We start from the raw sequence: 23,262 nt of genomic DNA, 5'->3' as shown, positions 1-23,262 counted from the left end.
TTGTTATAATTACCTTAAATTGTAATAAGGAGGAGGGTATGATGAATCAAAAAGATAAAGAAAGAAAAGAGCAAGTGGCTCATATTATTGAAATTCCAGATGAATACAGTCTTGTTGTAGATGATCAAGAAGGAGTGGATGATCCGCATCATTTATTATGGTGGGGGCATAAAGAGGATGAGGAGAAACAGATACAAATTTCATTAAATAGGCATACTGGTAATCTATTTGAATTCAGGATAGATGATGAAAATTATTTTTCGAGTGATAAAGAAGTGATAGAGGAGAATAAGGCAAGAGAGGTTGCAAATGTATTTATAAAAAATATGTGGAAGACGGATTAGAATTTTATACATATGTGTCAATTAAGGATGACTGGCGTGGTTGGAAAGAAATAAATTATATGCAGGAAGTGAAAGGATATCCATTACCGGATACAGGATGTGTTGTGCGAGTTCATCCTTCAGGTAATGTTGTGAACTTGCATTATAACGGAGGGGAAAGTATACAGGAAAAACCGTTATGGCCAATTGAAATTGTTGATGAGAGCATTGTTTTAGATAACCTCAAGGCTAGACAAGATATGAGACTTGTATTTGCTGATTTAACATACTCCTCATGTGAATATGAAAATGGAGAAGAAGTAAAAGGGTACCATCTTGTATATGAACCGGAACCTAGTCATGCGTTTATTGATGCAAGTACAGGTAAGAATTTGTTTGGACCAGATCACTATAAATTATCTCCAACAGTAGCTGTTACCAAGCCGGAAAAAAGTAGTCGACAAGATGATATATTCGATTTGTTTGACTGGGATAAAGAAAGTTTCACAAAAGTAGATGAGACGGAAAAAGAAGATGCAATAAGGATGAAATTTGTCCCGGAAGAGGAGTTGCAAAAACAGAAAGAAGAAAAGAATCCATATTTAATGAATGAATTCTTTAAAAAGCATTTACCGATGTTAAAATATAATAATTTAGTTGGAACTACTAGGGATAAATCAACCAATGCATTAATTGGTTTTATAAAACTGACAGAAGATAAAGAAGCGAAACAAATATTATCTAGAGAGGAATGTTTACAAAAAGCACTTCAATTTTTAGAACGAGTTACTCCAGATGTTACGGAATATCTTCGTCTTTGGGATGAACATGATGAGGAAGAAGAAGGGATAGAGAGATTTTCCTTTTCGATATATGTAAATGACATTCATGTAGAGGGAGAATATATAATGGTCAACATCAATGCAGAGAATGGTGCTGTGATGCATTACTCAGGAGAATCTAGTAATCTTATAAAAGAATTGCTCACATATGAAACAACACCAACAGTAGCAAAAGAAAAAGCGTTAGAAATATACAGAGGGGCCATCCGAGTTAGACTAGAATGGTCTTTAGATAATGCTGCAGAGGAAACGAAATACAAGCTGCTGTATAAACAAACGACGGATGAAAATCATAAAGAACCTTTCGATTGTAGTCGAGAAATTCGTTATATCGATGCGCGTACTGGGGAGAAAATTTGGAGCAAATAAGCTTTTAAATAGAGAAAAAGGTCTTCGAGAGAAGCCCTTTTTTAGAAAGAACGATTTATTCTTCGTATGTATCAATTTTGTATAACCACTTTTGTACACTAGCAGGTGGTCCTTCTGTTCTCCATTTTATTGTGCACATTCCACAGGAGCAGTGAATTTTTCCTTTTGCAAAAATACCAGCTGTTTCAGGAGTATGTCCCCATGCGTGTTTTGCGATAATCATCTTTCGGCGCATCGTACGCTGACGTTGGTTTCTTGTATAAGCACGTGTTCTTTCAAATTTCATATATGTAATCCCTCCTTGTAGTACAAGCAGCTTGCAAGAGCGTACAAGGAGTTCATCTCTTACAAGCTACTCAGGTACAAGAAGGTAATAAATAATTTCACATTTTACCCTCCTATCTGTTGTTTAAGTATACGTATTGAGGCTTTGTGAGACAAATATTAAGCTTAAAAACATCGTACAGACACAAACAACCTCACGCCCACATACACATAATAAAGACCACTATTTTGGCGGAGGTGAAAGGTTTGAGTCTATTCGCCGCAATTGGATATATGGTTCGAGAAGTGTTTGTATTTGTTTCTTATGTGAAGAACAATGCGTTCCCGCAGCCGTTATCATCAGATGATGAGAGAAAGTACTTAGAGTTAATGGAGCAAGGTGATGCTCAAGCGAGAAATCTTTTAATTGAACATAATTTACGGCTTGTAGCTCATATCGTTAAGAAATTTGAAAACACCGGTGAAGATGCAGAAGATTTAATTTCAATTGGTACAATTGGGCTCATTAAAGCGATCGAGAGTTATTCTGCAGGGAAAGGAACTAAGCTTGCGACATATGCAGCACGCTGTATCGAAAATGAAATTTTGATGCATTTACGTGTGCTGAAGAAGACGAAAAAAGATGTTTCACTTCATGATCCAATCGGGCAAGATAAAGAGGGCAATGAAATATCGCTTATTGATATATTAAAGTCAGAATCTGAAGATGTAATTGATATGATTCAGCTTAGTATGGAGTTAGAAAAGATTAAAGAGTATATCGATATTTTAGACGAACGAGAGAAAGAAGTAATTGTGAAGCGTTTTGGACTAGGGCTTGATAAAGAGAAAACACAGAGGGAGATTGCGAAGGCACTCGGTATTTCAAGAAGCTACGTATCGCGAATTGAAAAGCGTGCTTTAATGAAAATGTTCCATGAATTTGTGCGGGCTGAGAAAGAGAAGAAAGCAAAAGAATAGAGTATAGGAAAGGCAACCGTATTTCAAAAGCGGCTGCTTTTTCTTCTGTAAAAAGGAAAGAAAACGAGCTGCTCTAAGAAGAAATACATGTTCACTGTTGAAAATGGCGGGTTCTATCTGTAATATTAGAAGGTGCTAAACAATTTAAGAATAAAAATTATACTTAGTTTTTCTTCATGTATAACGAGACGGCTCCATGCTATATGTGGGAATAAGAACCAATTTTACATATGATATAGAGAGAAAAGAAGGAGAAACTAAAGTTATAGACTGGTTAGGAGGTTTCGTAATTTGCGACGTACATTATATCGACTTATGATCGAACTTACAAATGGTCGTTTTACTTCTTATATATTACGTAAATTTGCACAATCTCGTTTGAGCTCTATCATTATTCCATCGTATGCGAAAGTTTTTCAAATTAATCAAGATGAGATGGAAAAGGGTTTGAAGGAATATCAAACATTGCATGATTTATTTACGCGTAGGCTAAAAGAAGGAAAGCGTAGTATTGATGCAGATGCATCGAGTATCGTTAGTCCTGTTGACGGTGTTTTTGCTGATCAAGGTCCTATTGAGGATACAAAAACATTCGATATAAAAGGAAAGCGTTATTCAATTGTGGATATGCTAGGTAATGAAGAGCGTGCAAAGCGATATGCAGGCGGTACATACATGGTAATTTATTTGAGTCCAAGTCATTATCATCGTATTCATAGTCCGCTCTCTGGATCTGTCACTGAAAGATTTGTACTTGGCAGAAAATCATATCCGGTAAATGCAGCGGGTATGGAGTATGGGAAAGAACCATTGTCAAAAAATTATCGCTCTGTTACAGAAGTAAATAGTGAAGGTGAACATATGGCGCTTGTAAAAGTAGGTGCCATGTTTGTTAATAGTATTGAGCTCCTTCATGAAAGAAGTACTGTTCAAAAAGGTGAAGAGATGGCATACTTTACATTTGGTTCAACAGTTGTTTTATTATTTGAAAAAGATATGATTGAAGCAGTGCAGGAATTGACAAGTGGACAAGAGCTGCGTCTGGGTGAAAAAATTGCAACACGATTATCTCATAAGTAAAGAAAAGATTTTATAATATGCTTATGAAGCTCTAATTAAGAAATATGGACAAAGATGCTTAATGAAGAAATCCCCTAGATGGGAGTACTTGTTTATTCGAGAGCCATCGCAGGATGGCTCTTTTTACAGGTCAATCAGCAATCTATATGTACTCAAGAAGATTTGACGAGCTTGTCCTCTAACGAGCGTCGAATAATTTCTTGTTTTATAAGTAAAATGAAGTCGGGATTTAATTTTAGTTCTTTTGCTTTATAATAAGACTCAGTGAGTAACTCAGTAGATAACTGTTCCATATGTTTTGTTTTCAAGGTGAGTCACCTCCTAATAATATAAGGATTGATTCGTTGTTGCATTTAATGTACCAAAAAAATATGACAGTCACAAACAAGAGGTTATCCACATACCGCAGTGGATAAAATGTGTATAGAATGTTAGTAAATTCCAAATTAACTGAAAAATTAATGTGGAAAGTGTGTACAAGTTTATCCACAGGTTATCTATCGAAAAATGTTGTCGAAAAATTTTATGAAAAATCCTCAAAGAGGTGAAAGAAATTGAAGTTATTTTTACCAAATGAATATGTGAAAAATGTATATCATGTTCAACCAGAAGATTTGAAAAAGCGTGGAATTAAAGGAGTTATTACTGATTTAGATAACACTTTAATTGAATGGGATCGTCCAAACGCAACACCACAGCTTGAAGAGTGGTTTTTGAAAATGAAAGAAAATGATATTCAAGTAACGGTCGTTTCAAACAATAACGAGCAACGCGTTAAAGACTTCGCTGACCCATTAGGTATTCCGTTTATTCATAGTGCGCGTAAACCGTTTGTTCGTGCCTTTAAGCGCGCAATACAAGAGATGCATTTACAACCAGATGAAGTTGTAGTAATTGGAGATCAGTTACTAACGGATGTGCTCGGTGGGAATCGTGTGGGACTTCATACAATTTTAGTTGTACCAGTAGCGCAAACAGACGGATTGGTAACACGCTTTAATCGAAAAATTGAACGAAGAATTATGAGAAACATGAAGAAAAAAGGCTTAATTAATTGGGAGGAATAAAGTTTGACTGAAACAATTAAATGTATTGGTTGCGGTGTAGAAATTCAAACAGAAAATAAAAATGAAGTAGGATACGCTCCTGCATCATCTTTAGAAAAAGAACAAGTAATTTGCCAACGTTGTTTTCGTTTGAAACATTATAACGAAATTCAAGATGTATCTTTAACGGATGATGATTTCCTTCGTATTTTGAACGGAATTGGACAATCGGACGCACTAGTGGTCAAAATCGTAGATATTTTCGATTTCAATGGTAGCTGGTTACCAGGCTTACATCGTTTTGTAGGGAATAATAAAGTATTACTTGTTGGGAATAAGGCTGACTTAATTCCAAAGTCAGTTAAGCATGATAAAGTAAAACATTGGATGCGTTATAGTGCAAAGCAACTTGGTTTAAAACCAGAAGATGTCTTTTTGATCAGTGCAGCTAAAGGGCAAGGAATCACTGAACTTGCGGATGCAATTGAGTATTACCGTGAAGGCAAAGATGTTTATGTTGTTGGCTGTACGAATGTTGGTAAATCAACATTTATTAACCGTATGATTAAAGAGTTTAGTGATGAGACTGAGAATGTAATTACAACATCACATTTCCCGGGAACAACACTTGATTTAATTGATATTCCATTAGACGAAGAATCTTCTTTATTTGATACGCCAGGTATTATTAACCATCATCAAATGGCACATTATGTTGGGAAACAAAGCTTAAAGCTTATTACACCAACTACAGAGATTAAGCCAATGGTATTCCAATTAAATGAGGAACAAACATTATTCTTTGGCGGATTAGCACGATTTGATTATGTAAGTGGAGGCCGTCGTGCATTCACTTGTCATTTCTCAAACCGTTTAACAATCCATCGCACAAAGCTTGAAAAGGCTGATGAATTGTACGAGAGACATGCTGGGGAATTATTGAATCCACCGACACCAGAAGAATTAGAAAATATGCCTGAGTTTGTGAAATATGAATTTAATATTCGTGAGCCGAAAACGGACGTTGTATTCTCTGGATTGGGCTGGGTTACTGTAAATGAATCAGGAGCGAAAATTGTTGCTCATGTACCAAAAGGAGTAAGTGTTTCATTACGTAAATCTTTAATTTAATATGGAGAGGGATTTATGAAACAATTATATGGTGTAATCGGAAATCCAATTGGACATTCATTATCACCCGTTATGCATAACGATGCATTTGAACACTTGAATATGGATGCCCATTATCATGCGTTTCTTGTAGAAGAAGAAGCGTTAGGGGAAGCAGTAAAAGGTTTAAAAGCATTAGGCATTTCAGGATTTAATGTAACGACTCCTCACAAAGTTGCAATTATGGAGTATCTAGATGAAGTTGCCCCGCTAGCAGAGCAAATCGGTGCAGTAAATACGGTAGTCCATCGAGATGGAAAATTGATTGGGTATAATACGGATGGAATTGGTTTTGTTCGTGCCCTTCAGTCAATTAGTGAAGATCCACTTCAAGAGAAACGTATTTTATTAATCGGTGCAGGCGGTGCTAGTCGAGCTATTTACTTTTCGCTTGCAGATGTAGGTGTGAAAGCAATTGATATTGCTAATCGTACTGTAGATAAGGCGGAAAGTCTTATTGCTGGATGCATGGGAAATGTTAGTTCACATGCTCTATCGCTAGAACGCGCAGCGGAAATCCAAGGGGAATATGATATTATCATCCAAACAACAACGATAGGCATGCATCCGCATGTTGAATATGCACCGCTAGAAATTCGTTCGTTGAAACAAGGAACGATTGTTTCTGATATTATTTATAATCCATTTGAGACGAAAATTTTAGGCGATGCGAAAGAACAAGGTGCAATAATTCAAAATGGAATCGATATGTTCGTTTATCAAGGCGCACTTGCATTTGAAATGTGGACAGGGTGCGTGCCGAATATTGATAGAATGAAACAATTAGTAATGAGAGAGCTTGGAGGCTAATTATATGTTAACAGGAAAGCAAAAAAGATTTTTACGTGCAAAGGCACATCATTTAACACCGATTTTTCAAGTAGGAAAAGGTGGCGTAAATGAAAATATGGTGAAACAAATTGGAGAAGCGTTAGAAGTTCGTGAACTATTTAAAGTGAGCGTATTACAAAACTGTGAATTTGATCGTCGTGAAGTTGCAGAAGAGCTTGCACAAGGTGCACGAGCTGAAATCGTTCAAGTAATCGGGAGCACAATTGTTTTATACAAAGAATCAAGAGAAAATAAGCAGATTAAGCTTCCACGATAAAAGGTATACGTGAGTTATTTCGTAGTGGACGCTTGATATGTAGAAATTGAAACCAATTGAACTTTTATATTAACAGTAGACTCTCTTCGAATATTTATGGGGAGAGTTGCTGTATGTAAAAGGAAGGAGCGTTTCTTTTGAGAAAAATTGGAATTATTGGTGGCACGTTTGATCCACCTCATAATGGGCATTTGTTAATTGCAAATGAAGTGTATCATGCTTTAGGGTTGGAAGAGGTATGGTTTTTGCCGAATCAAATTCCACCACACAAGCAAGGGCGTAACATTACGAGTGTGAAAAGTCGATTAAACATGCTGCAAATAGCGACTGAGGAAGAAGCATGCTTTTCAATTTGTTTAGAAGAGCTAGACAGAGAAGGCCCATCTTATACATACGACACTATGGTACAATTAACGGAGAAGTATCCGGATGTGCAGTTTCACTTTATTATTGGCGGAGACATGGTTGAGTATTTGCCGAAGTGGTATAACATTGAAAAGTTACTTAAGCTTGTGACTTTCGTTGGAGTTGCAAGACCAGGTTATACATTAAATACGCCTTATGATATCGTAAAAGTGGAAATTCCGGAGTTTGCAGTTTCTTCTTCTCTGTTACGTGAGAGATATATGACGAAGAAAACGTGCAAATATTTACTCCCTGAAAAAGTACAGGTATATATCGAGAGGAATGGGTTGTATGAATCGTGAGGAAGCACTTAGTATTGTCCAACAACAAATGCATGAAAAGCGTTATATACACACGATTGGTGTAATGGAAACAGCGATTGAACTTGCTCGGTTATATGGTGTAGATGAGAAGAAGGCAGAGACAGCTGCTATATTTCACGATTATGCAAAATGTAGAGCGATTCCAGAAATGGAAGAGATTATTAAGAGAGAAGATTTGCCGAAGGATCTACTTCGCTATAACAAAGAGTTATGGCATGCACCTGTTGGGGCATACTTAGTAGAAAAAGAAGTAGGCATTACTGATTCTGAAATTCTACAAGCTATTACATATCATACAAGTGGTCATGAAAAAATGACAATGTTAGATAAAGTTATTTATGTAGCAGATTACATTGAACCAGGACGTAAGTTTCCTGGTGTGGAAGAGGCGAGGGAACTCGCATATAAAGATATAAATCAAGCTTTACTGTTTGCTTTAAAGCGAACAATTCAATTTTTAATGGAAAAAGATCAAACGATTTATCCATTAACATTCCAAACATACAACGCAGTTATCAAGGAGGAAATTAATAAATGAAAGATAAAGAGTTATTAGTATTAGCGGCAAAAGCAGCTGATGATAAGAGAGCAGAAGATATGGTTGTACTAAATATGCAAGGTATTTCACCGATTGCAGACTATTTTATTATTTGTCACGGAAATTCAGACAAGCAAGTGCAAGCAATTGCACGTGAAATTAAAGCAAAGGCACATGAGTTCGAAATTAATGTACAACGTATGGAAGGTTTTGATGAAGCGCGTTGGGTTTTAGTAGACCTTGGTGATGTGGTTGCTCATGTATTCCATAAAGACGAGCGTGATCACTATAATTTAGAGCGTCTATGGGGCGATGTACCTCGTGAAGATATCGCAGATGAGCTAGATCAATGAACTACGAACAATTTGCTTTGCTGTATGACGAACTGATGAATGATGTCCCTTATGATAAATGGGTGGAATTCACAGAAGAAAGTTTGCAACAGGCATCTATGAAAGAGGCGAAAATTCTTGACGTAGCATGTGGAACGGGTAACGTAACACTTCCGCTTGTGCGAAAAGGTTATGATTTAATTGGTGTAGATCTATCTGAAGAAATGTTAACTGTTGCACAGCAGAAATTGGGGGGAGAAGGTTACTTTATTCCTTTTTACCAACAGGACATGAGAGAGCTTGATGTTCCTGGTGAATTTGATTGTGTGACAATCTTTTGTGACTCATTAAATTATGTCTTGCAAGAAGATGGAGTACAAGAAACATTTAGAAGAGTTTTCCACCATTTACGTCAAGATGGCTTGTTTTTATTCGATGTACACTCTTTATATAAAATACATCATGTATTTCAAAATGAAACGTATACAGTGAATGGCGAAGAAATATCACTTATTTGGAACTGCTTCCCTGGAGAAGAATCAGATAGTGTGGAACATGATTTGACATTCTTTGTACAAGATTCAGAAGAAGATGTGTATCATCGTTTTGACGAATGTCACGTGCAACGTGCATATTCGGTTGAAGTATTAACGAAATGGCTTGAAGAAGCTGGGTTTACAGTGCTTCGCGTCACAGGTGACTTTGAACGAATTGAAGTGACAGAACAGACAGAGCGCATCTTTTTTATGGCGAAGAAGAATGGATAAAACAAAAGCAACCGCTAAGGTTGCTTTTGTTTTATAGAAAAGATGTAGTTTTAGTTCTAGAAAAATAAAAAGATGATATGTGTAAAGTGTAAAGATGCTAGTTTTAGTGAAAATGTAGTATGAAAAAGATAAGTATTAATTAAAGGATTTGGAATTACGATGGCGTATTTATTATGTGTGTTTATTGAATTGCTGCTCAACGCACTTTAAATCTTCATCAAATTTCTCATGTGTCCGTTCGATTAATTTATGAAACATATCCCCAACGTGCGCTTCTAAAATGCGAATACCTTCTCCTGTAACACCGCCCTTGACACATACCTTTTCTTGTAAAGTGGGTAATGTGAAAATTTCTTTTTCAAGTAATTTCCCCATTCCAATGACCATTTCACTTACTAAAGTAGTCGCTTCTTCATGTGTAATGTTTGTTTTATCTACAGCAGCGTTAATAAAACATTGTAATAAATAACTAAAAAAAGCAGGGCCACAGCTTGCTATATCAGATGAAACGCGCGTTATATCTTCTTCTATAACAAGGGGAGTAGAAATGTTTTTGAATAGATGAAGTAGTTTTTGTTTCCATTCTTCAGAGCAGTTATTTCCAAATGTAAATAGTGATGCGCCAGATAAAGCGCGGTTTGTAATACTTGGAATGATTCGTGCGATATGGCAAGGTATAAGCGTTTCTAATTGTGATGGAGATATTGGGCTTGTAATAGAAACTAAGCACTTTTCATCTGAAAAATGTTCAGCGTATTTTTGTAGGATAGGGTATATATCTATCGGTTTTACGCAAATGAAAATAAGCTGGGAGTGTTCGATTACCTCTTGGATTGTTTGGGCTATATGAACAGAAGGGTATTTTTCCTTTATATGATATGCTTTGTCAGGCGTCCGATTAATAATAGTAAGGCACGAAGGTTTGACAGCACGGGTTTCTAAAAAAGCATCGATTAGTATATTCCCCATGTTCCCTGTCCCTATAATTCCTATGTTCAATGTTTCATCCCTCCTTCGTAACGGCTTTCTCCTAAACAATATGAATGATGTTATGAATTTATGATTAGAGGTGTAAAATGATGTGGGATTTTCCAAAGAAATGGTTGGGGTTAGTGGTTATTATTGGAACTGCAATTTTTCTTCTTTTCTGGAAAACGAACCAGCATGCAGAGCAAACAATTATGACAACAGATGTCCAAATGAAAGAGGTGGAGAAGAAAGGGAAACCGAAAGAGTTGGGCACAAAGGAGCAGAAAAAAAACATTGTAATTGATGTAAAAGGAGCTGTTTTTAAAGAGGGAGTGTATGAAATGAAGGAAGGGGAGCGGGTGAAGGATGCGGTTGAAAAAGCAGGTGGTTTTTTACCGGATGCAGAGATAAAGAAAGTGAATTTGGCACAAGTTGTACAAGATCAAATGCTTCTTTATATTCCTAACAAAAATGAACCAGTGCAAGAGGGGGCTGCTTCTTCAAAAAAAGAGGGGAAAGTACAAATAAATACAGCTTCTAAAGAACAACTTGAAAAAATAACAGGTATTGGTTCCCGGAAAGCGGAAAGTATTTTGAAATATCGAGAAGAACACGGACCGTTTCAGAAAATAGAAGATTTATTGGAGATTGACGGGATTGGAACGAAGTCACTTGAGAAAATAAAAGATCAAATAATTATTCCGTAAAAGATTGACGAAGTTTTTCTTTTTTCGCTACACTACAAGTAGACAAAAAAGTAGGTGAAGATATGGAACGAATTTCATGGGATCAATATTTTATGACGCAAAGCCATTTATTATCTTTGCGTAGTACATGTACAAGGCTTGCGGTAGGAGCGACAATCGTTCGTGATAAACGAATTATTGCTGGCGGATATAATGGTTCAATTAAAGGTGGTGTGCATTGTATAGACGATGGTTGCTACGTCATTGATAATCATTGTGTTCGTACAATTCATGCTGAAATGAATGCTTTATTGCAATGTGCGAAGTTTGGTGTGAAAACAGAGGAATCGGAAATATACGTTACGCATTTCCCTTGTTTGCAATGTTGCAAGGCGATTATTCAAAGTGGTATTACAGCTGTTTATTATGCACAGGATTATAAAAACCATCCGTATGCCATAGAGTTGTTTGAACAAGCAAATGTGACAGTGAAACACGTTCCGCTAGAATACGATATTGCCTCGCTAGAGGAGCAAGAGCGTCATTTGCAGTTAAAAGAACTATTCTCATCTTTCGAAAAAGATAGTTTGTCAATGGAAGAATTACAGCATGTATTCACTAAAGCAAAAATGATGCTATAAGGAGTGGGTATGAGTTGCAGGGACAATCGGGCTATGTTGCAATCTCGTTTATAATGGGGATTGCAATTGCCTTTTCCTCGTCGTATTTGTTGACTGCTTGTTGTTTCGTTGGTTATGCTTTATTTTATTTGTATCGTACCTCTCATATAACCTTCATCATTTGTATGTTAGCGTGTTTTAGTGGCGCTATGTATACCGCGTATGTTCAAAGTCAAAATAAGCCTCTAGGAGGGTCCTACGAAGTTACACGAGGTGTTATACAAAATACACCTTTTATTAATGGGGATCGCCTTTCTTTTCAAATAAAAGATCAAAATGAGGATATAGTGCAGTTGAACTATAAAATTCAATCTGCATCAGAAAAGGAGCAACTGCGTCAATTATTTGCAGGAATAGCATGTACATTTAAAGGGGAGAAGCAAGAACCGCAAACTGCCAGGAATTTTCATGCTTTTGATTATCGTGATTATTTATACCAGCAAAAAATACATTTTATATTCAATGTGATAGATATTTCTGAATGCCATAAAACATCGTTGTCTCTCGTGCAGTGGATTTTCTTTTTTAGGCAACAAGCAATCTCGAAAGTTACAGAAATATTTCCGGAACAGTCAGGTGCTTTTATGAACGCGTTATTATTTGGAGATCGACAACAAATGTCGTTTGAAGTAGAAGAACAATATCAACAATTTGGTCTTATACATTTGTTGGCAATTTCAGGTTCGCATATCGTATTGCTGATAGTTATAATGTATTTTGTTTTACTAAGAAGTGGTGTAACGAAGGAGAGAGCAACAGTATGTCTTATAGTTTGTATTCCTCTGTATATGATCATAGCAGGTGCATCACCGTCTGTCGTAAGGGCTTCTATAACAGGAGTATTGTTGCTAGTAGCTTTCATATGTTCTGTTCGCTTATCTAGCTTAGATGCATTAAGTATAACTGCTATATGTATGCTTATATACGATCCGTATCTTATTTTCAATATTGGATTCCAGTTTTCATTTGTAGGTAGCTTTTCCTTACTGTTATCTGCTCCAATATTACTAGCGCGTAGTAACGGAGCAATCCGAAATGCGATTTATATTTCTGTTGTTTCACAGCTCGTTAGCACCCCAATTTTGCTATATCATTTTGGTTATTTTTCTCCTTATAGTATTTTCCTCAACCTTTTGTATGTTCCGTTTCTATCTATTTTTGTATTACCCTGTAGCATTGTTATCCTTCTATGTATGCCGATCATTCCATTTCTTGCGAAAGGAATTGCATATGTATTATCGATATGTTTAACCGTTTCTAATAATTTTTTAAGCTACTGTGAAAATTTCCCGTTTATCCGCCTTACTTTCGGTCAAACACCCTTAATTCTTGTGATTATATATTGTTTTAGCATTATTAGCATATTGGTGTTTTGGGAAAAGAGAATATCCCAAAGGATTTTTTTTATGGTTGTAGGCGTATTTCTTTTTATTTGTACGTGTCATTATGTATCACCATATTTTCGCGAAAGTGGGAGTATTACATTTCTTGATGTTGGACAGGGAGATGCGATATTAATTCGTCTCCCGTACGATAAAGGGGTCTATCTTATTGATACAGGTGGAGCGCTTCATATCAAGAAGGAAGCGTGGCAAGAAAAAAAGCATGAATTTTCTGTTGGACATGATATTCTTATTCCTTTTTTACAAAAGGAAGGTATTAAAACAATTGATAAATTAATTGTAACGCATGGAGATGCGGATCATATAGGCGCTGCGCAGGATTTATTATCATTTATTACTATAAAAGAAGTTGTATTTGGGAGAAAGGACCAAGATGCTGTATTAGAAAAAGCGTTAAAGAAAACAGCGTTAGCAAAGAGAGTGAAGGTAAGTGTAGTAGGAGAGGGTGAGGGATGGAGAGTAAATGAAGCGGAATTTTTTGTATTAGCTCCAAAAGGAAAAGAAAAAGAGGGAAATGATTCCTCGGTTGTAATATGGGCGAAATTAGGAGGGTTAACATGGTTATTCACGGGTGACTTAGAAGAAGAAGGTGAACGGCTTGTAGTATCAACATATCCGGAGCTGAGGGCTAACATTTTGAAGGTTGCGCATCATGGGAGTAAAACGTCATCTACCGACCCTTTTTTGAGCCTTGTACAGCCTAGTATAGCGATTATTTCTGCTGGGGAGCGTAATAGGTATGGGCACCCGCATAAGGAAGTTATAGAGAGTTTTAAGAAGAATGGTATTGAAATATGGCGTACGGATAAGCAAGGTGCTATTTCTTATGTTTTTAAAGGGGAAAAAGGAACCTTTCGCAGTAAAATCACATATGATGAAACACATAATAGATAAAAAAGAAGACTGCCATTAAGCAGCAGCCTTTAAGAACCGATAAATTTAATAACAGTTGCAATAATGAAAAGTGTTGCGAAAAAACCAAATGAGACGATAAATCCTACCCCTGAATCAATAGCGTCATTGCGTTTGCTTTGAACGTTTTGTTCAAAATTATTCATTTAGAATCCCTCCCCAACATTCCACTTTAGTATAAAATATTGTCAGAAAAAAATCTACAATTTATAAATGGAGAGAAAAAGAGCATATATACTCTTTTTTGTTAGCTAAGTAACAAGAGTTTTTCGTTTCCAAGCATGTTAACAGTTGGCACTTATACTTGGATTACTATTGTAAATAATAAAGGGAAGGTGATTACCGCACACCAATAAGAAACCCGGGGCTTATTGTGTGGCGTTTTATATAAATAAAGGGACGGGTTATAAAGCCTGTTCCTTTGTACTTGTAAAACAAAAGCTAGGGCATTAGTATAAATATATATTGCCAAGTTAGGGAGTAGGAAAAAGTATGAGTGATATACATAAGAAAATTAAAAAGAAACAGTTTGCTCCGTTGTATTTACTGTATGGAACGGAAGCGTATTTTATAAATGAAACGATAAAACTGATTACAACGGAAGCACTTGAAGAGGAAGATCGAGAGTTTAATGTTGTGACATATGATTTGGAAGAAGCGTATTTAGAAGACGTGGTTGAGGATGCACGTACCCTTCCATTCTTTGGAGATCGTAAAGTTATATTAATAAAATCACCATTATTTTTAACGGCACAAAAAGAAAAATTAGAACAAAATATAAAAATTTTAGAAGAATATATCGGAGAACCTTCTCCTTTTTCTATTCTTGTTTTCGTTGCGCCTTATGAAAAATTAGATGAACGAAAAAAAATTACGAAACTATTAAAGAAAACAGCGGATGTAGTAGAAGCGAATGCGATGCAAGTGCAAGATGTCCAGAAGTGGGTTGTTTCTCGTGCGGAAGAGGCGCATGTATATGTTGATAACGCGGCTGTTAGTTTGTTATTAGAGCTTGTGGGAAGTAACGTCACGATGTTGGCGAAGGAAATGGACAAGCTAACGTTATACGTCGGTATGGGCGGGGAAATTACATCGAAACTTGTGGCGGAACTTGTACCAAAATCCGTTGAGCAAAATGTGTTTGCTTTGACAGAAAAAGTGGTAAAAAAAGATATCGCAGGTGCGATGCAAATTTTGGATGGATTATTCACACAGCAGGAAGAACCAATTAAGTTACTCGCATTATTAGTAAGTCAATTCCGTTTGCTGAATCAGGTAAAGGAGTTACAGCAGCGCGGTTATGGACAAAATCAAATTGCTTCCCATATTGGTGTACATCCGTATCGTGTAAAGTTGGCGATGAATCAAACGAAATTTTTCTCTTTTGAAGAATTAAAAAGAGTTATTTTAGAATTAGCGGAAGCTGATTACAGTATGAAGACTGGAAAAATGGATAAGAAACTTGTGCTCGAGTTTTTCTTAATGCGGTTAAATCATCTGTAATGATACAAAAAAGTTCATGTACTTGTTACATGAGCTTTTTTGTATATAAAAAAACGATCCGAATGGATCGTTTTTAAACGCCTTACGCGTTTACTTGTTTCGCTAAGCGAGATTTTTGACGAGCTGCAGCGTTTTGGTGGATAAGACCTTTACGAGCTGCTTTGTCAAGTTTTTTAGAAGCAGTTTTGAAAGCTTCTTTAGCATTTTCAAGATCGTTATTAGTAACTAAAGCTTCTACAGTTTTAACAGCAGAACGCATGTCAGACTTGATAGAAGCGTTATGTGCACGACGCTCTTCGCTAAGTTTAGCGCGTTTGATAGCAGATTTGATGTTTGCCATACTTTTCACCTCCCTGGTGCAATCGAATGACTCGATTCTTACATAGAACAAGTGATATTCTATCAAACGGTGAAGAGAATTGCAATAGTATATCAATGAAATTTCACGTAAAGGAAAGAATGACCTTATATAACTTTGGGAAATCTAACGATATTTACTATGAATTACGGAGGAGATACGATGAAAGAACCATTAGATTTAAGTAAATATAATGTTAGAACCGACCTTGCTGTAGAGGCACATCAAATGTTGCAAGAGCGCCAAGAAGAGCAAAAAGGGATACAAGGAGTTATTGTAAAGGAGAGAGAAGAAGAGGGTGTTACTGTTACGAAAGTAACTATTGATGAAATTGCATCTGAATCGATGGGGAAAAAACCTGGAAATTATTTAACTCTTGAAGTGCAAGGTATACGTCAACAAGATACAGAACTTCAACAAAAAGTAGAGCGTATTTTCGCGAAGGAATTTTCTTATTTCCTAGAGGATGTTGGAGTTTCAAAAGAAGCGAGTTGTTTAATTGTTGGTCTTGGGAATTGGAATGTAACGCCAGATGCGCTCGGACCAATAGTCGTAGAAAACGTACTGGTAACGAGACATTTATTTCAATTACAGCCTGAAAGTGTAGAAGAGGGATTTAGACCTGTTAGTGCAATCCGTCCAGGAGTAATGGGGATTACAGGAATCGAAACGAGTGATGTTATTTATGGGATTATTGAGAAAACGAAACCAGACTTTGTCATCGCAATTGATGCATTAGCTGCGCGCTCTATTGAACGAGTAAATAGCACGATACAAATTTCTGATACAGGAATTCATCCTGGGTCTGGTGTTGGAAATAAACGTAAGGAACTAAGTAAAGAAACGTTAGGTATCCCTGTTATCGCAATAGGTGTTCCGACGGTGGTCGATGCTGTATCGATTACAAGTGATACAATTGATTTCATTTTGAAACATTTTGGACGGGAAATGAAAGAAGGAAACAAACCATCACGCTCTTTATTGCCAGCAGGTTTTACATTTGGAGAAAAGAAAAAATTAACAGAAGAAGATATGCCTGACGAAAAGAGCCGGAATATGTTTTTAGGTGCTATTGGTACGTTAGAAGAAGAAGAAAAGAGAAAATTAATTTATGAAGTGTTATCTCCCCTTGGTCATAATTTAATGGTGACGCCAAAAGAAGTAGATACGTTTATCGAGGATATGGCAAATGTAATAGCAAGTGGTTTAAATGCAGCGCTGCATCATCAAATTGATCAGGATAATACAGGGGCATATACACATTGATGGATAGAGATGACAATAGTTGGAGTCGATTTGCGCTCTTGTGTATATGCGGTACAGTCGTATGTTTACTTATGATGATAGCTGGAGTAGGACTCGCTAATCATGGTTTGAAAAGTATGAAGGGATACCGTCAGCTGTCATATGAACAAATTGCTCATATGACAGGAACAGAAGGTGCAGGAGCTGAATCGGAAATTTTGGGCGAGGCATTTTCAGCTGTTGAAAAACAAAAACAGTTAGAAAACTTAAAGAGTTTCAACGTCGTAGAAGGTATTGGTATGGCGATAGCAAGTGTTACTTACGATATAACTAAGTTTGGAACGGATATAGTTGTTGGGAAGCTAAAAGGGATTTTTAGTTAAGGAGAGTGGGAAGGACGGTTGTCTGACAGATTTGAAAGACAACCGTTTTTAAATTTGAAAAAAGTTTGTCTCTTATGGTTTGTTCGCATAAGATATAGATAGAATGATTTGTCTTGTAAGCAGCACGAGTTTTCATTGAATCTTTGCTGCTCTATTGATATAATCAGTGCTAGTGTATATTGGCGAGACTATTAGGAGTTGAGAACATAGATGAATAAAGAAGAAAGAGCAAAAAGACAGTCGAAAATTCGTAACTTCTCCATCATTGCTCACATTGACCACGGGAAATCAACGTTGGCAGACCGTATTTTGGAGAAAACAAACGCGTTAACACAGCGCGAAATGAAGGCACAATTACTTGACTCTATGGAGTTAGAGCGTGAGCGCGGTATTACAATTAAATTAAATGCAGTACAATTAACGTATAAAGCGAAAGACGGTGAAGAGTATATTCTTCACTTGATCGATACACCAGGACATGTCGATTTTACGTACGAAGTATCTCGTAGTTTAGCGGCTTGTGAAGGTGCAATTCTTGTTGTGGATGCAGCACAAGGTATTGAAGCGCAAACGTTAGCAAACGTATATTTAGCGCTTGATAACAATTTAGAAATTTTACCAGTTATTAATAAAATCGACTTACCAAGTGCGGACCCAGAACGTGTACGTCAAGAGGTAGAAGATGTAATTGGTTTAGATGCATCAGAAGCAGTACTTGCTTCAGCAAAAGCTGGAATTGGTATTGAAGAAATTTTAGAACAAATCGTTGAAAAAGTACCAGCTCCAACAGGTGATTCAGAAGAGCCGTTACAATGTATGATTTTCGACTCTTTATATGATCCGTATCGTGGTGTAATTGCTTATATCCGTGTTGTAAATGGAACGGTAAAAGTTGGCGATAAAGTACGTATGATGGCAACTGGAAAAGAATTTGAAGTAACAGAAGTAGGTGTGTTTACACCGAAAACAACGCAACGTGACGAGTTAACAGTAGGTGATGTAGGTTTCTTAGCAGCATCTATTAAAAACGTTGGTGATACACGCGTTGGTGATACGATTACACATGCGAAACGTCCAGCTACAGAGGCGTTAGCAGGATATCGTAAGTTAAATCCAATGGTATTCTGTGGTTTATATCCGATTGATTCTGCTCGCTATAACGATTTACGTGATGCATTAGAAAAACTAGAATTGAATGATTCTGCTCTTGAGTTTGAACCAGAAACATCTCAAGCGCTAGGATTTGGTTTCCGTTGTGGTTTCTTAGGACTTCTTCACATGGAAATTATTCAAGAACGTATTGAACGTGAATTTAAGATTGACTTAATTACAACAGCGCCAAGCGTTATTTATAAAGTTTATTTAACAAACGGTGAAGATGTTATTGTTGATAATCCATCTAATATGCCAGATCCACAGTCTATTGATCGTGTAGAAGAGCCGTTTGTGAAGGCTGCAATTATGGTTCCGAATGACTATGTTGGAGCTGTAATGGAAATTTGCCAAGGTAAACGTGGAACGTTTATTGATATGCAGTATTTAGATGAAACACGTGTTACATTGACATATGACATCCCGTTATCAGAAATCGTATATGATTTCTTCGATCAATTGAAATCAAATACGAAAGGATATGCATCATTTGACTACGAGTTAATTGGTTATAAACCATCTAAACTTGTGAAAATGGATATTCTTTTAAATAATGAACAAGTGGATGCTTTATCATTCATCGTGCACCGTGATTCAGCATATGACCGTGGTAAAGTAATCGTAGAGAAATTAAAAGAATTAATTCCAAGACAACAGTTCGAAGTACCAATTCAGGCTACTATCGGAAATAAAGTTGTAGCCCGTTCTACAATTAAAGCGATGCGTAAAAACGTACTTGCAAAATGTTACGGTGGTGACATTTCTCGTAAACGTAAACTTCTTGATAAGCAAAAAGAAGGTAAAAAACGTATGAAGTCTGTTGGTTCTGTAGAAGTACCGCAAGAAGCATTCATGGCTGTACTGAAAATGGATGACAACTAATAATTAAAATAAAAAAGGAGTCGTTTATGCGGCTTCTTTTTTTCTGTATAATTACTTTTTAGACATCTTAGCCTCTCTCATTTACAATGATGAGAGAGCTTTTTAGTGATTGATCTAGAGTTAGGAGACTATTAATGTCCGAAAATATTCGAAAAGATATTCAAGGTAAAATACAAAATGGTAATTTTAATTGTGAAAAGGAATTGACGCTTTCTATTATTAGTGGGAAGTGGAAAGTTGTGATATTGTGGCACTTAGGTGTGGAAGGGCCACATCGTTTTAGTGAATTGCAACGACTATTCCCGAGCATTTCTCATAAAGTTTTGTCGAACCAATTAAAAGAGTTAATGGAGGATGGGATTGTTGATCGAACAGTATATCCAGAAATTCCTCCGCGTGTTGAGTATTATATGACGGAACTAGGCATGTCGCTTTTACCAATCGTTGAAATGATGTATGATTGGGGAAAAATGCGAATGGAACAAATCCGTAATACGTTAGAGAAGTAGAGAACCCTCCGGAGTGCGGAGGTTTTCTTTTTAGAAAGGTAGGAGTTATATTTGGTACAAGCTGCATATATTCATATTCCATTTTGTCAGCATATTTGTCACTATTGTGATTTTAATAAAGTGTTTATTGAACGCCAGCCGGTAGATCAATATTTAGAGTATTTAGAGAAAGAAATAATAAACACGGTTCAAAAAGTACCGTTTGATAGTATGAAAACGATTTTTGTTGGTGGAGGAACGCCGACAGCATTAAATATGGAACAGACAAAAAAACTACTCGATATCATTAATCGTCGTTTGCGTCCGTTTGCTCCGAATTGTGAATTAACGTTTGAAGCGAATCCAGGTGACTTACCGAAAGAGAAGTTGAACTTATTACTAGAAGGTGGAGTAAACCGAATTAGTTTTGGTGTGCAAACGTTTCGTGATGAGCTACTTGAGAAGATTGGACGTAAACATACGAGGGAAGATGCGTTTGTAGCAATTCGAGAAGCGCAGGACGTTGGCTTTACAAATATTAATGTAGATATAATTTATGCTTTGCCAGGACAGACGATAGAAGATGTAAAAGAAACATTAGATATTGCCTTCACGCTTGGTGTACAACATTTCTCAGCGTATTCATTAATTGTGGAACCGAAGACTGTATTTTATAACTTAATGAATAAAGGGAAGTTGAGACTTCCGGGTGAAGACCATGAAGCGAAAATGTATGAAATGGTAATGGATGAAATGGAGAAACATGGTTATAGCCAGTATGAAATTAGCAACTTCTCAAAAGGTGATAATGAAAGTAGACATAATCTCACATACTGGAATAATGAAGAGTATTATGGATTTGGAGCTGGAGCGCATAGTTATGTAAATGGGGAACGTATCCAAAATGTAGGGCCGCTCAAGCAATATTTCACGAAAATTGATGAAACAGGATTTCCGTATTTAGATGTTCACGCAGTGACGGAGAAAGAAAGAATGGAAGAAGAGTTGTTCTTAGGGCTTCGAAAAACAAAAGGTGTGTCTAAAATAGCGTTCCAAAAGAAATTCAATATGGAGATGGATCAAGTTTTCGCGAAGCAGTTACAAAGCAATCAAGAACAAGGATTGCTTGAAGAGAGAGATGGATATGTGCGTTTAACACGAAAAGGAAAATTATTGGGGAATGAAGTGTTCCAATCATTTTTGATTGACTAATTAAATGTTCCATAAACGTGAAAAAGTTTCATTATTTCGTGACGTTTCCGTTGACAATTGAATGTCAATTTTGGTAAGTTATTAATAGATTTAGCACTCGAAGACAAAGAGTGCTAACAGAGGTGATGATGAGATGCTTACGGAACGTCAGCTCTTAATTTTACAAACAATTATTGATGACTTTATTGGATCAGCGCAGCCCGTTGGGTCTAGAACGTTGGCTAAAAAAGAGGAAATTACATTTAGTTCAGCTACTATTCGAAATGAAATGGCTGATTTAGAAGAATTAGGTTTTATTGAAAAAACGCATAGTTCTTCTGGACGTGTTCCTTCTGAGAAAGGATACCGATTTTATGTAGACCATCTTTTAGCACCACAAAACTTACCGAACGATGAGATTGTACAAATTAAAGATTTATTTGCTGAAAGAATTTTTGAAGCAGAAAAAGTTGCACAGCAATCTGCTCAAATTTTATCAGAGCTTACGAACTATACGGCTATTGTTCTTGGGCCTAAGTTAAGTACAAATAAACTTAAAAACGTACAAATCGTACCGCTTGATCGTCAAACAGCAGTCGCTATTATTGTAACGGATACAGGGCATGTACAAAGTAAAACGATTACCGTTCCGGAATCTGTTGATTTATCAGATTTAGAAAAAATGGTTAATATTTTAAATGAAAAGCTATCGGGTGTACCTATGTCGGAACTTCATAATAAGATCTTTAAAGAGATTGTTACGGTCTTGCGTGGGTATGTTCATAATTACGATAGTGCAATAAAAATGTTAGATGGTACATTTCAAGTTCCTTTATCGGAAAAGATATACTTTGGAGGAAAAGCAAATATGCTTTCGCAACCAGAGTTCCATGACATTCAAAAAGTAAGGTCCTTGCTGACGATGATTGATAACGAAGCTGAGTTTTATGATATTTTGCGTCATAAACAAGTTGGTATTCAAGTGAAAATTGGCAGGGAAAATTCTTCAATAGCTATGGAAGATTGTAGTTTAATTTCTGCAACGTATTCAATTGGAGAAGAGCAACTAGGAACAATTGCGATTTTAGGTCCGACGAGAATGCAATATTCTCGTGTAATTAGTTTGTTGCAGTTATTTACAAGACAATTTACAGACGGACTTAAAAAATAAATGAGAGTAATACATTCGCTCAAGTGATGAAACTTTCATTGCTGTGTGTAATATATAATGCTTAGGTAACCATGCTATACATGATACCTAATACCTTTTAAGGAGGTGAAAATTGTGGAAGAGCGTAACGAACAAGTGGTAGAAGAAGTGAAAGAAGCGCAAGTTGAAGAAGCTGTCACGCCAGAAAACAGTGAAAAAACTGTAGAAGAAAAAAGTGAGGCTGCTCTTTTACAAGAAAAAGTAGATGAGTTACAAGCGAAACTAACGGAAACGGAAGGTCGCACATTACGTCTACAAGCTGATTTTGAAAATCATAAGCGCCGTGTCCAAATGGATAAACAGGCTGCTGAAAAATATAGAGCACAAAGTTTAGTTTCAGATATTTTGCCAGCTCTTGATAATTTTGAAAGAGCGATGCAAGTGGAAGCAACTGATGAGCAAACGAAATCCTTGTTACAAGGTATGGAAATGGTGCATCGTCAATTGTTAGAAGCGTTGACTAAAGAAGGTGTTGAAGTGATTGAATCTGTTGGTAAACAGTTTGATCCTAATGAGCACCAAGCTATTATGCAAGTGGAAGACAGTGAATTTGAATCAAACGCGGTTGTGGAGGAATTCCAAAAAGGTTATAAACTAAAAGACCGTGTGATTCGCCCATCAATGGTAAAAGTAAATCAATAATATACATAAA

Annotated in this window: 26 protein-coding genes and 1 pseudogene; 22 read left to right on the top strand and 5 right to left on the bottom strand. The window is 36.4% G+C overall.

From position 1 onward, the window contains the following. Positions 1-38: 38 nt before the first annotated feature. Positions 39-1,534: pseudogene (locus LUS72_RS21500) on the top strand (YcdB/YcdC domain-containing protein). A 55-nt stretch (positions 1,535-1,589) separates the two neighbouring features. Here the strand turns inward: LUS72_RS21500 and LUS72_RS21495 are convergent. Next, complete coding sequence (locus tag LUS72_RS21495) at positions 1,590-1,820, bottom strand: hypothetical protein (protein WP_264448239.1); 231 nt, start codon at positions 1,818-1,820, stop codon at positions 1,590-1,592. A 245-nt stretch (positions 1,821-2,065) separates the two neighbouring features. Here LUS72_RS21495 and sigK point away from each other — a divergent pair, with 245 nt between their 5' ends. After that, positions 2,066-2,779, top strand: coding sequence for an RNA polymerase sporulation sigma factor SigK (gene sigK / locus LUS72_RS21490; RefSeq protein ID WP_000051382.1), 714 nt, complete (start codon positions 2,066-2,068; stop codon positions 2,777-2,779). Between the two features lie 291 nt (positions 2,780-3,070). Continuing rightward, positions 3,071-3,859, top strand: a complete 789-nt coding sequence (locus tag LUS72_RS21485; RefSeq protein ID WP_071747392.1) for a phosphatidylserine decarboxylase — start codon at positions 3,071-3,073, stop codon at positions 3,857-3,859. Between the two features lie 152 nt (positions 3,860-4,011). Here the strand turns inward: LUS72_RS21485 and LUS72_RS21480 are convergent, their stop codons facing one another. After that, complete coding sequence (locus LUS72_RS21480) at positions 4,012-4,167, bottom strand: sporulation histidine kinase inhibitor Sda (RefSeq protein ID WP_000850094.1); 156 nt, start codon at positions 4,165-4,167, stop codon at positions 4,012-4,014. 246 nt (positions 4,168-4,413) lie between these two features. Between LUS72_RS21480 and LUS72_RS21475 the strand changes: the two genes are divergently transcribed. The 8 genes from LUS72_RS21475 to LUS72_RS21440 all read left to right on the top strand — a co-directional run bounded on the left by LUS72_RS21475 (position 4,414) and on the right by LUS72_RS21440 (position 9,548). After that, positions 4,414-4,926 (top strand): YqeG family HAD IIIA-type phosphatase, encoded by a 513-nt coding sequence (locus tag LUS72_RS21475; RefSeq protein WP_097830635.1) that lies wholly within the window; start codon positions 4,414-4,416, stop codon positions 4,924-4,926. A gap of 3 nt (positions 4,927-4,929) precedes the next feature. Then, the gene (yqeH, locus tag LUS72_RS21470; protein ID WP_000140802.1) at positions 4,930-6,036 is read left to right on the top strand and encodes a ribosome biogenesis GTPase YqeH; all 1,107 of its coding nucleotides are present in this window, start codon (positions 4,930-4,932) and stop codon (positions 6,034-6,036) included. A gap of 15 nt (positions 6,037-6,051) precedes the next feature. Then, positions 6,052-6,885 (top strand): shikimate dehydrogenase, encoded by an 834-nt coding sequence (gene aroE / locus LUS72_RS21465; protein ID WP_264448238.1) that lies wholly within the window; start codon positions 6,052-6,054, stop codon positions 6,883-6,885. A 4-nt stretch (positions 6,886-6,889) separates the two neighbouring features. After that, positions 6,890-7,183, top strand: coding sequence for a ribosome assembly RNA-binding protein YhbY (gene yhbY, locus LUS72_RS21460; RefSeq protein WP_000955223.1), 294 nt, complete (start codon positions 6,890-6,892; stop codon positions 7,181-7,183). Between the two features lie 137 nt (positions 7,184-7,320). Further along, complete coding sequence (locus tag LUS72_RS21455; RefSeq protein ID WP_097830637.1) at positions 7,321-7,890, top strand: nicotinate-nucleotide adenylyltransferase; 570 nt, start codon at positions 7,321-7,323, stop codon at positions 7,888-7,890. Further along, positions 7,880-8,449, top strand: a complete 570-nt coding sequence (yqeK, locus tag LUS72_RS21450; RefSeq protein ID WP_097830638.1) for a bis(5'-nucleosyl)-tetraphosphatase (symmetrical) YqeK — start codon at positions 7,880-7,882, stop codon at positions 8,447-8,449. Before LUS72_RS21455 ends, yqeK begins: the two co-directional genes overlap by 11 nt. Continuing rightward, positions 8,446-8,802 carry a ribosome silencing factor gene (gene rsfS / locus LUS72_RS21445; protein WP_097830639.1) on the top strand — a complete coding sequence of 119 codons (357 nt, stop codon included), beginning with the start codon at positions 8,446-8,448 and terminating at the stop codon, positions 8,800-8,802. The genes yqeK and rsfS overlap by 4 nt, the downstream gene beginning before the upstream one ends. Continuing rightward, positions 8,799-9,548, top strand: coding sequence for a class I SAM-dependent DNA methyltransferase (locus LUS72_RS21440; protein ID WP_097830640.1), 750 nt, complete (start codon positions 8,799-8,801; stop codon positions 9,546-9,548). Before rsfS ends, LUS72_RS21440 begins: the two co-directional genes overlap by 4 nt. 171 nt (positions 9,549-9,719) lie before the next feature. On the opposite strand, the gene comER is transcribed toward LUS72_RS21440, so the two are convergent. Further along, positions 9,720-10,547 (bottom strand): late competence protein ComER, encoded by an 828-nt coding sequence (comER, locus tag LUS72_RS21435; RefSeq protein ID WP_097830641.1) that lies wholly within the window; start codon positions 10,545-10,547, stop codon positions 9,720-9,722. Between the two features lie 77 nt (positions 10,548-10,624). Between comER and LUS72_RS21430 the strand changes: the two genes are divergently transcribed. The 3 genes from LUS72_RS21430 to LUS72_RS21420 all read left to right on the top strand — a co-directional run bounded on the left by LUS72_RS21430 (position 10,625) and on the right by LUS72_RS21420 (position 14,180). Then, positions 10,625-11,224, top strand: a complete 600-nt coding sequence (locus LUS72_RS21430) for a helix-hairpin-helix domain-containing protein (protein ID WP_097830642.1) — start codon at positions 10,625-10,627, stop codon at positions 11,222-11,224. A 62-nt stretch (positions 11,225-11,286) separates the two neighbouring features. Then, the gene (locus tag LUS72_RS21425) at positions 11,287-11,844 is read left to right on the top strand and encodes a ComE operon protein 2 (RefSeq protein WP_000439790.1); all 558 of its coding nucleotides are present in this window, start codon (positions 11,287-11,289) and stop codon (positions 11,842-11,844) included. A gap of 14 nt (positions 11,845-11,858) precedes the next feature. Then, positions 11,859-14,180, top strand: a complete 2,322-nt coding sequence (locus LUS72_RS21420; RefSeq protein WP_097830643.1) for a DNA internalization-related competence protein ComEC/Rec2 — start codon at positions 11,859-11,861, stop codon at positions 14,178-14,180. A 29-nt stretch (positions 14,181-14,209) separates the two neighbouring features. On the opposite strand, the gene LUS72_RS21415 is transcribed toward LUS72_RS21420, so the two are convergent. Continuing rightward, a complete protein-coding gene (locus tag LUS72_RS21415) occupies positions 14,210-14,344 on the bottom strand; it encodes a YqzM family protein (RefSeq protein WP_001058627.1) in 135 nt (44 codons plus the stop codon). Between the two features lie 346 nt (positions 14,345-14,690). Here LUS72_RS21415 and holA point away from each other — a divergent pair, with 346 nt between their 5' ends. Beyond that, positions 14,691-15,701 (top strand): DNA polymerase III subunit delta, encoded by a 1,011-nt coding sequence (gene holA, locus LUS72_RS21410; protein ID WP_097830644.1) that lies wholly within the window; start codon positions 14,691-14,693, stop codon positions 15,699-15,701. Between the two features lie 82 nt (positions 15,702-15,783). Here holA and rpsT read toward each other — a convergent pair whose 3' ends face one another. Then, the gene (gene rpsT, locus LUS72_RS21405; RefSeq protein WP_001274011.1) at positions 15,784-16,041 is read right to left on the bottom strand and encodes a 30S ribosomal protein S20; all 258 of its coding nucleotides are present in this window, start codon (positions 16,039-16,041) and stop codon (positions 15,784-15,786) included. A gap of 180 nt (positions 16,042-16,221) precedes the next feature. Here rpsT and gpr point away from each other — a divergent pair, with 180 nt between their 5' ends. The 7 genes from gpr (at position 16,222) to grpE (ending at position 23,252) form a co-directional block, all read left to right on the top strand. Further along, positions 16,222-17,325 carry a GPR endopeptidase gene (gene gpr, locus LUS72_RS21400; RefSeq protein WP_097830645.1) on the top strand — a complete coding sequence of 368 codons (1,104 nt, stop codon included), beginning with the start codon at positions 16,222-16,224 and terminating at the stop codon, positions 17,323-17,325. Then, complete coding sequence (locus LUS72_RS21395; protein WP_170961039.1) at positions 17,322-17,687, top strand: YqxA family protein; 366 nt, start codon at positions 17,322-17,324, stop codon at positions 17,685-17,687. Before gpr ends, LUS72_RS21395 begins: the two co-directional genes overlap by 4 nt. A gap of 210 nt (positions 17,688-17,897) precedes the next feature. Then, on the top strand, positions 17,898-19,721 hold the full coding sequence (lepA, locus tag LUS72_RS21390; RefSeq protein ID WP_097830647.1) for an elongation factor 4: 1,824 nt from the start codon (positions 17,898-17,900) through the stop codon (positions 19,719-19,721). Positions 19,722-19,855: 134 nt separating this feature from the next. After that, complete coding sequence (locus tag LUS72_RS21385) at positions 19,856-20,230, top strand: winged helix-turn-helix transcriptional regulator (protein ID WP_264448237.1); 375 nt, start codon at positions 19,856-19,858, stop codon at positions 20,228-20,230. A gap of 51 nt (positions 20,231-20,281) precedes the next feature. Further along, positions 20,282-21,421, top strand: coding sequence for a radical SAM family heme chaperone HemW (hemW, locus tag LUS72_RS21380; RefSeq protein ID WP_097830649.1), 1,140 nt, complete (start codon positions 20,282-20,284; stop codon positions 21,419-21,421). A 133-nt stretch (positions 21,422-21,554) separates the two neighbouring features. Next, positions 21,555-22,571, top strand: a complete 1,017-nt coding sequence (gene hrcA, locus LUS72_RS21375) for a heat-inducible transcriptional repressor HrcA (RefSeq protein WP_097830650.1) — start codon at positions 21,555-21,557, stop codon at positions 22,569-22,571. A 114-nt stretch (positions 22,572-22,685) separates the two neighbouring features. After that, positions 22,686-23,252 (top strand): nucleotide exchange factor GrpE, encoded by a 567-nt coding sequence (gene grpE, locus LUS72_RS21370; protein ID WP_002122597.1) that lies wholly within the window; start codon positions 22,686-22,688, stop codon positions 23,250-23,252. The last annotated feature ends 10 nt before the right edge of the window (positions 23,253-23,262 follow it).

Source organism: Bacillus cereus (genome assembly GCF_025917685.1).
GTDB lineage: Bacteria > Bacillota > Bacilli > Bacillales > Bacillaceae_G > Bacillus_A > Bacillus_A cereus_AT.
Note: the sequence above shows the minus strand (reverse complement) of the source record. Positions and strands in the feature narration are given on the sequence as shown.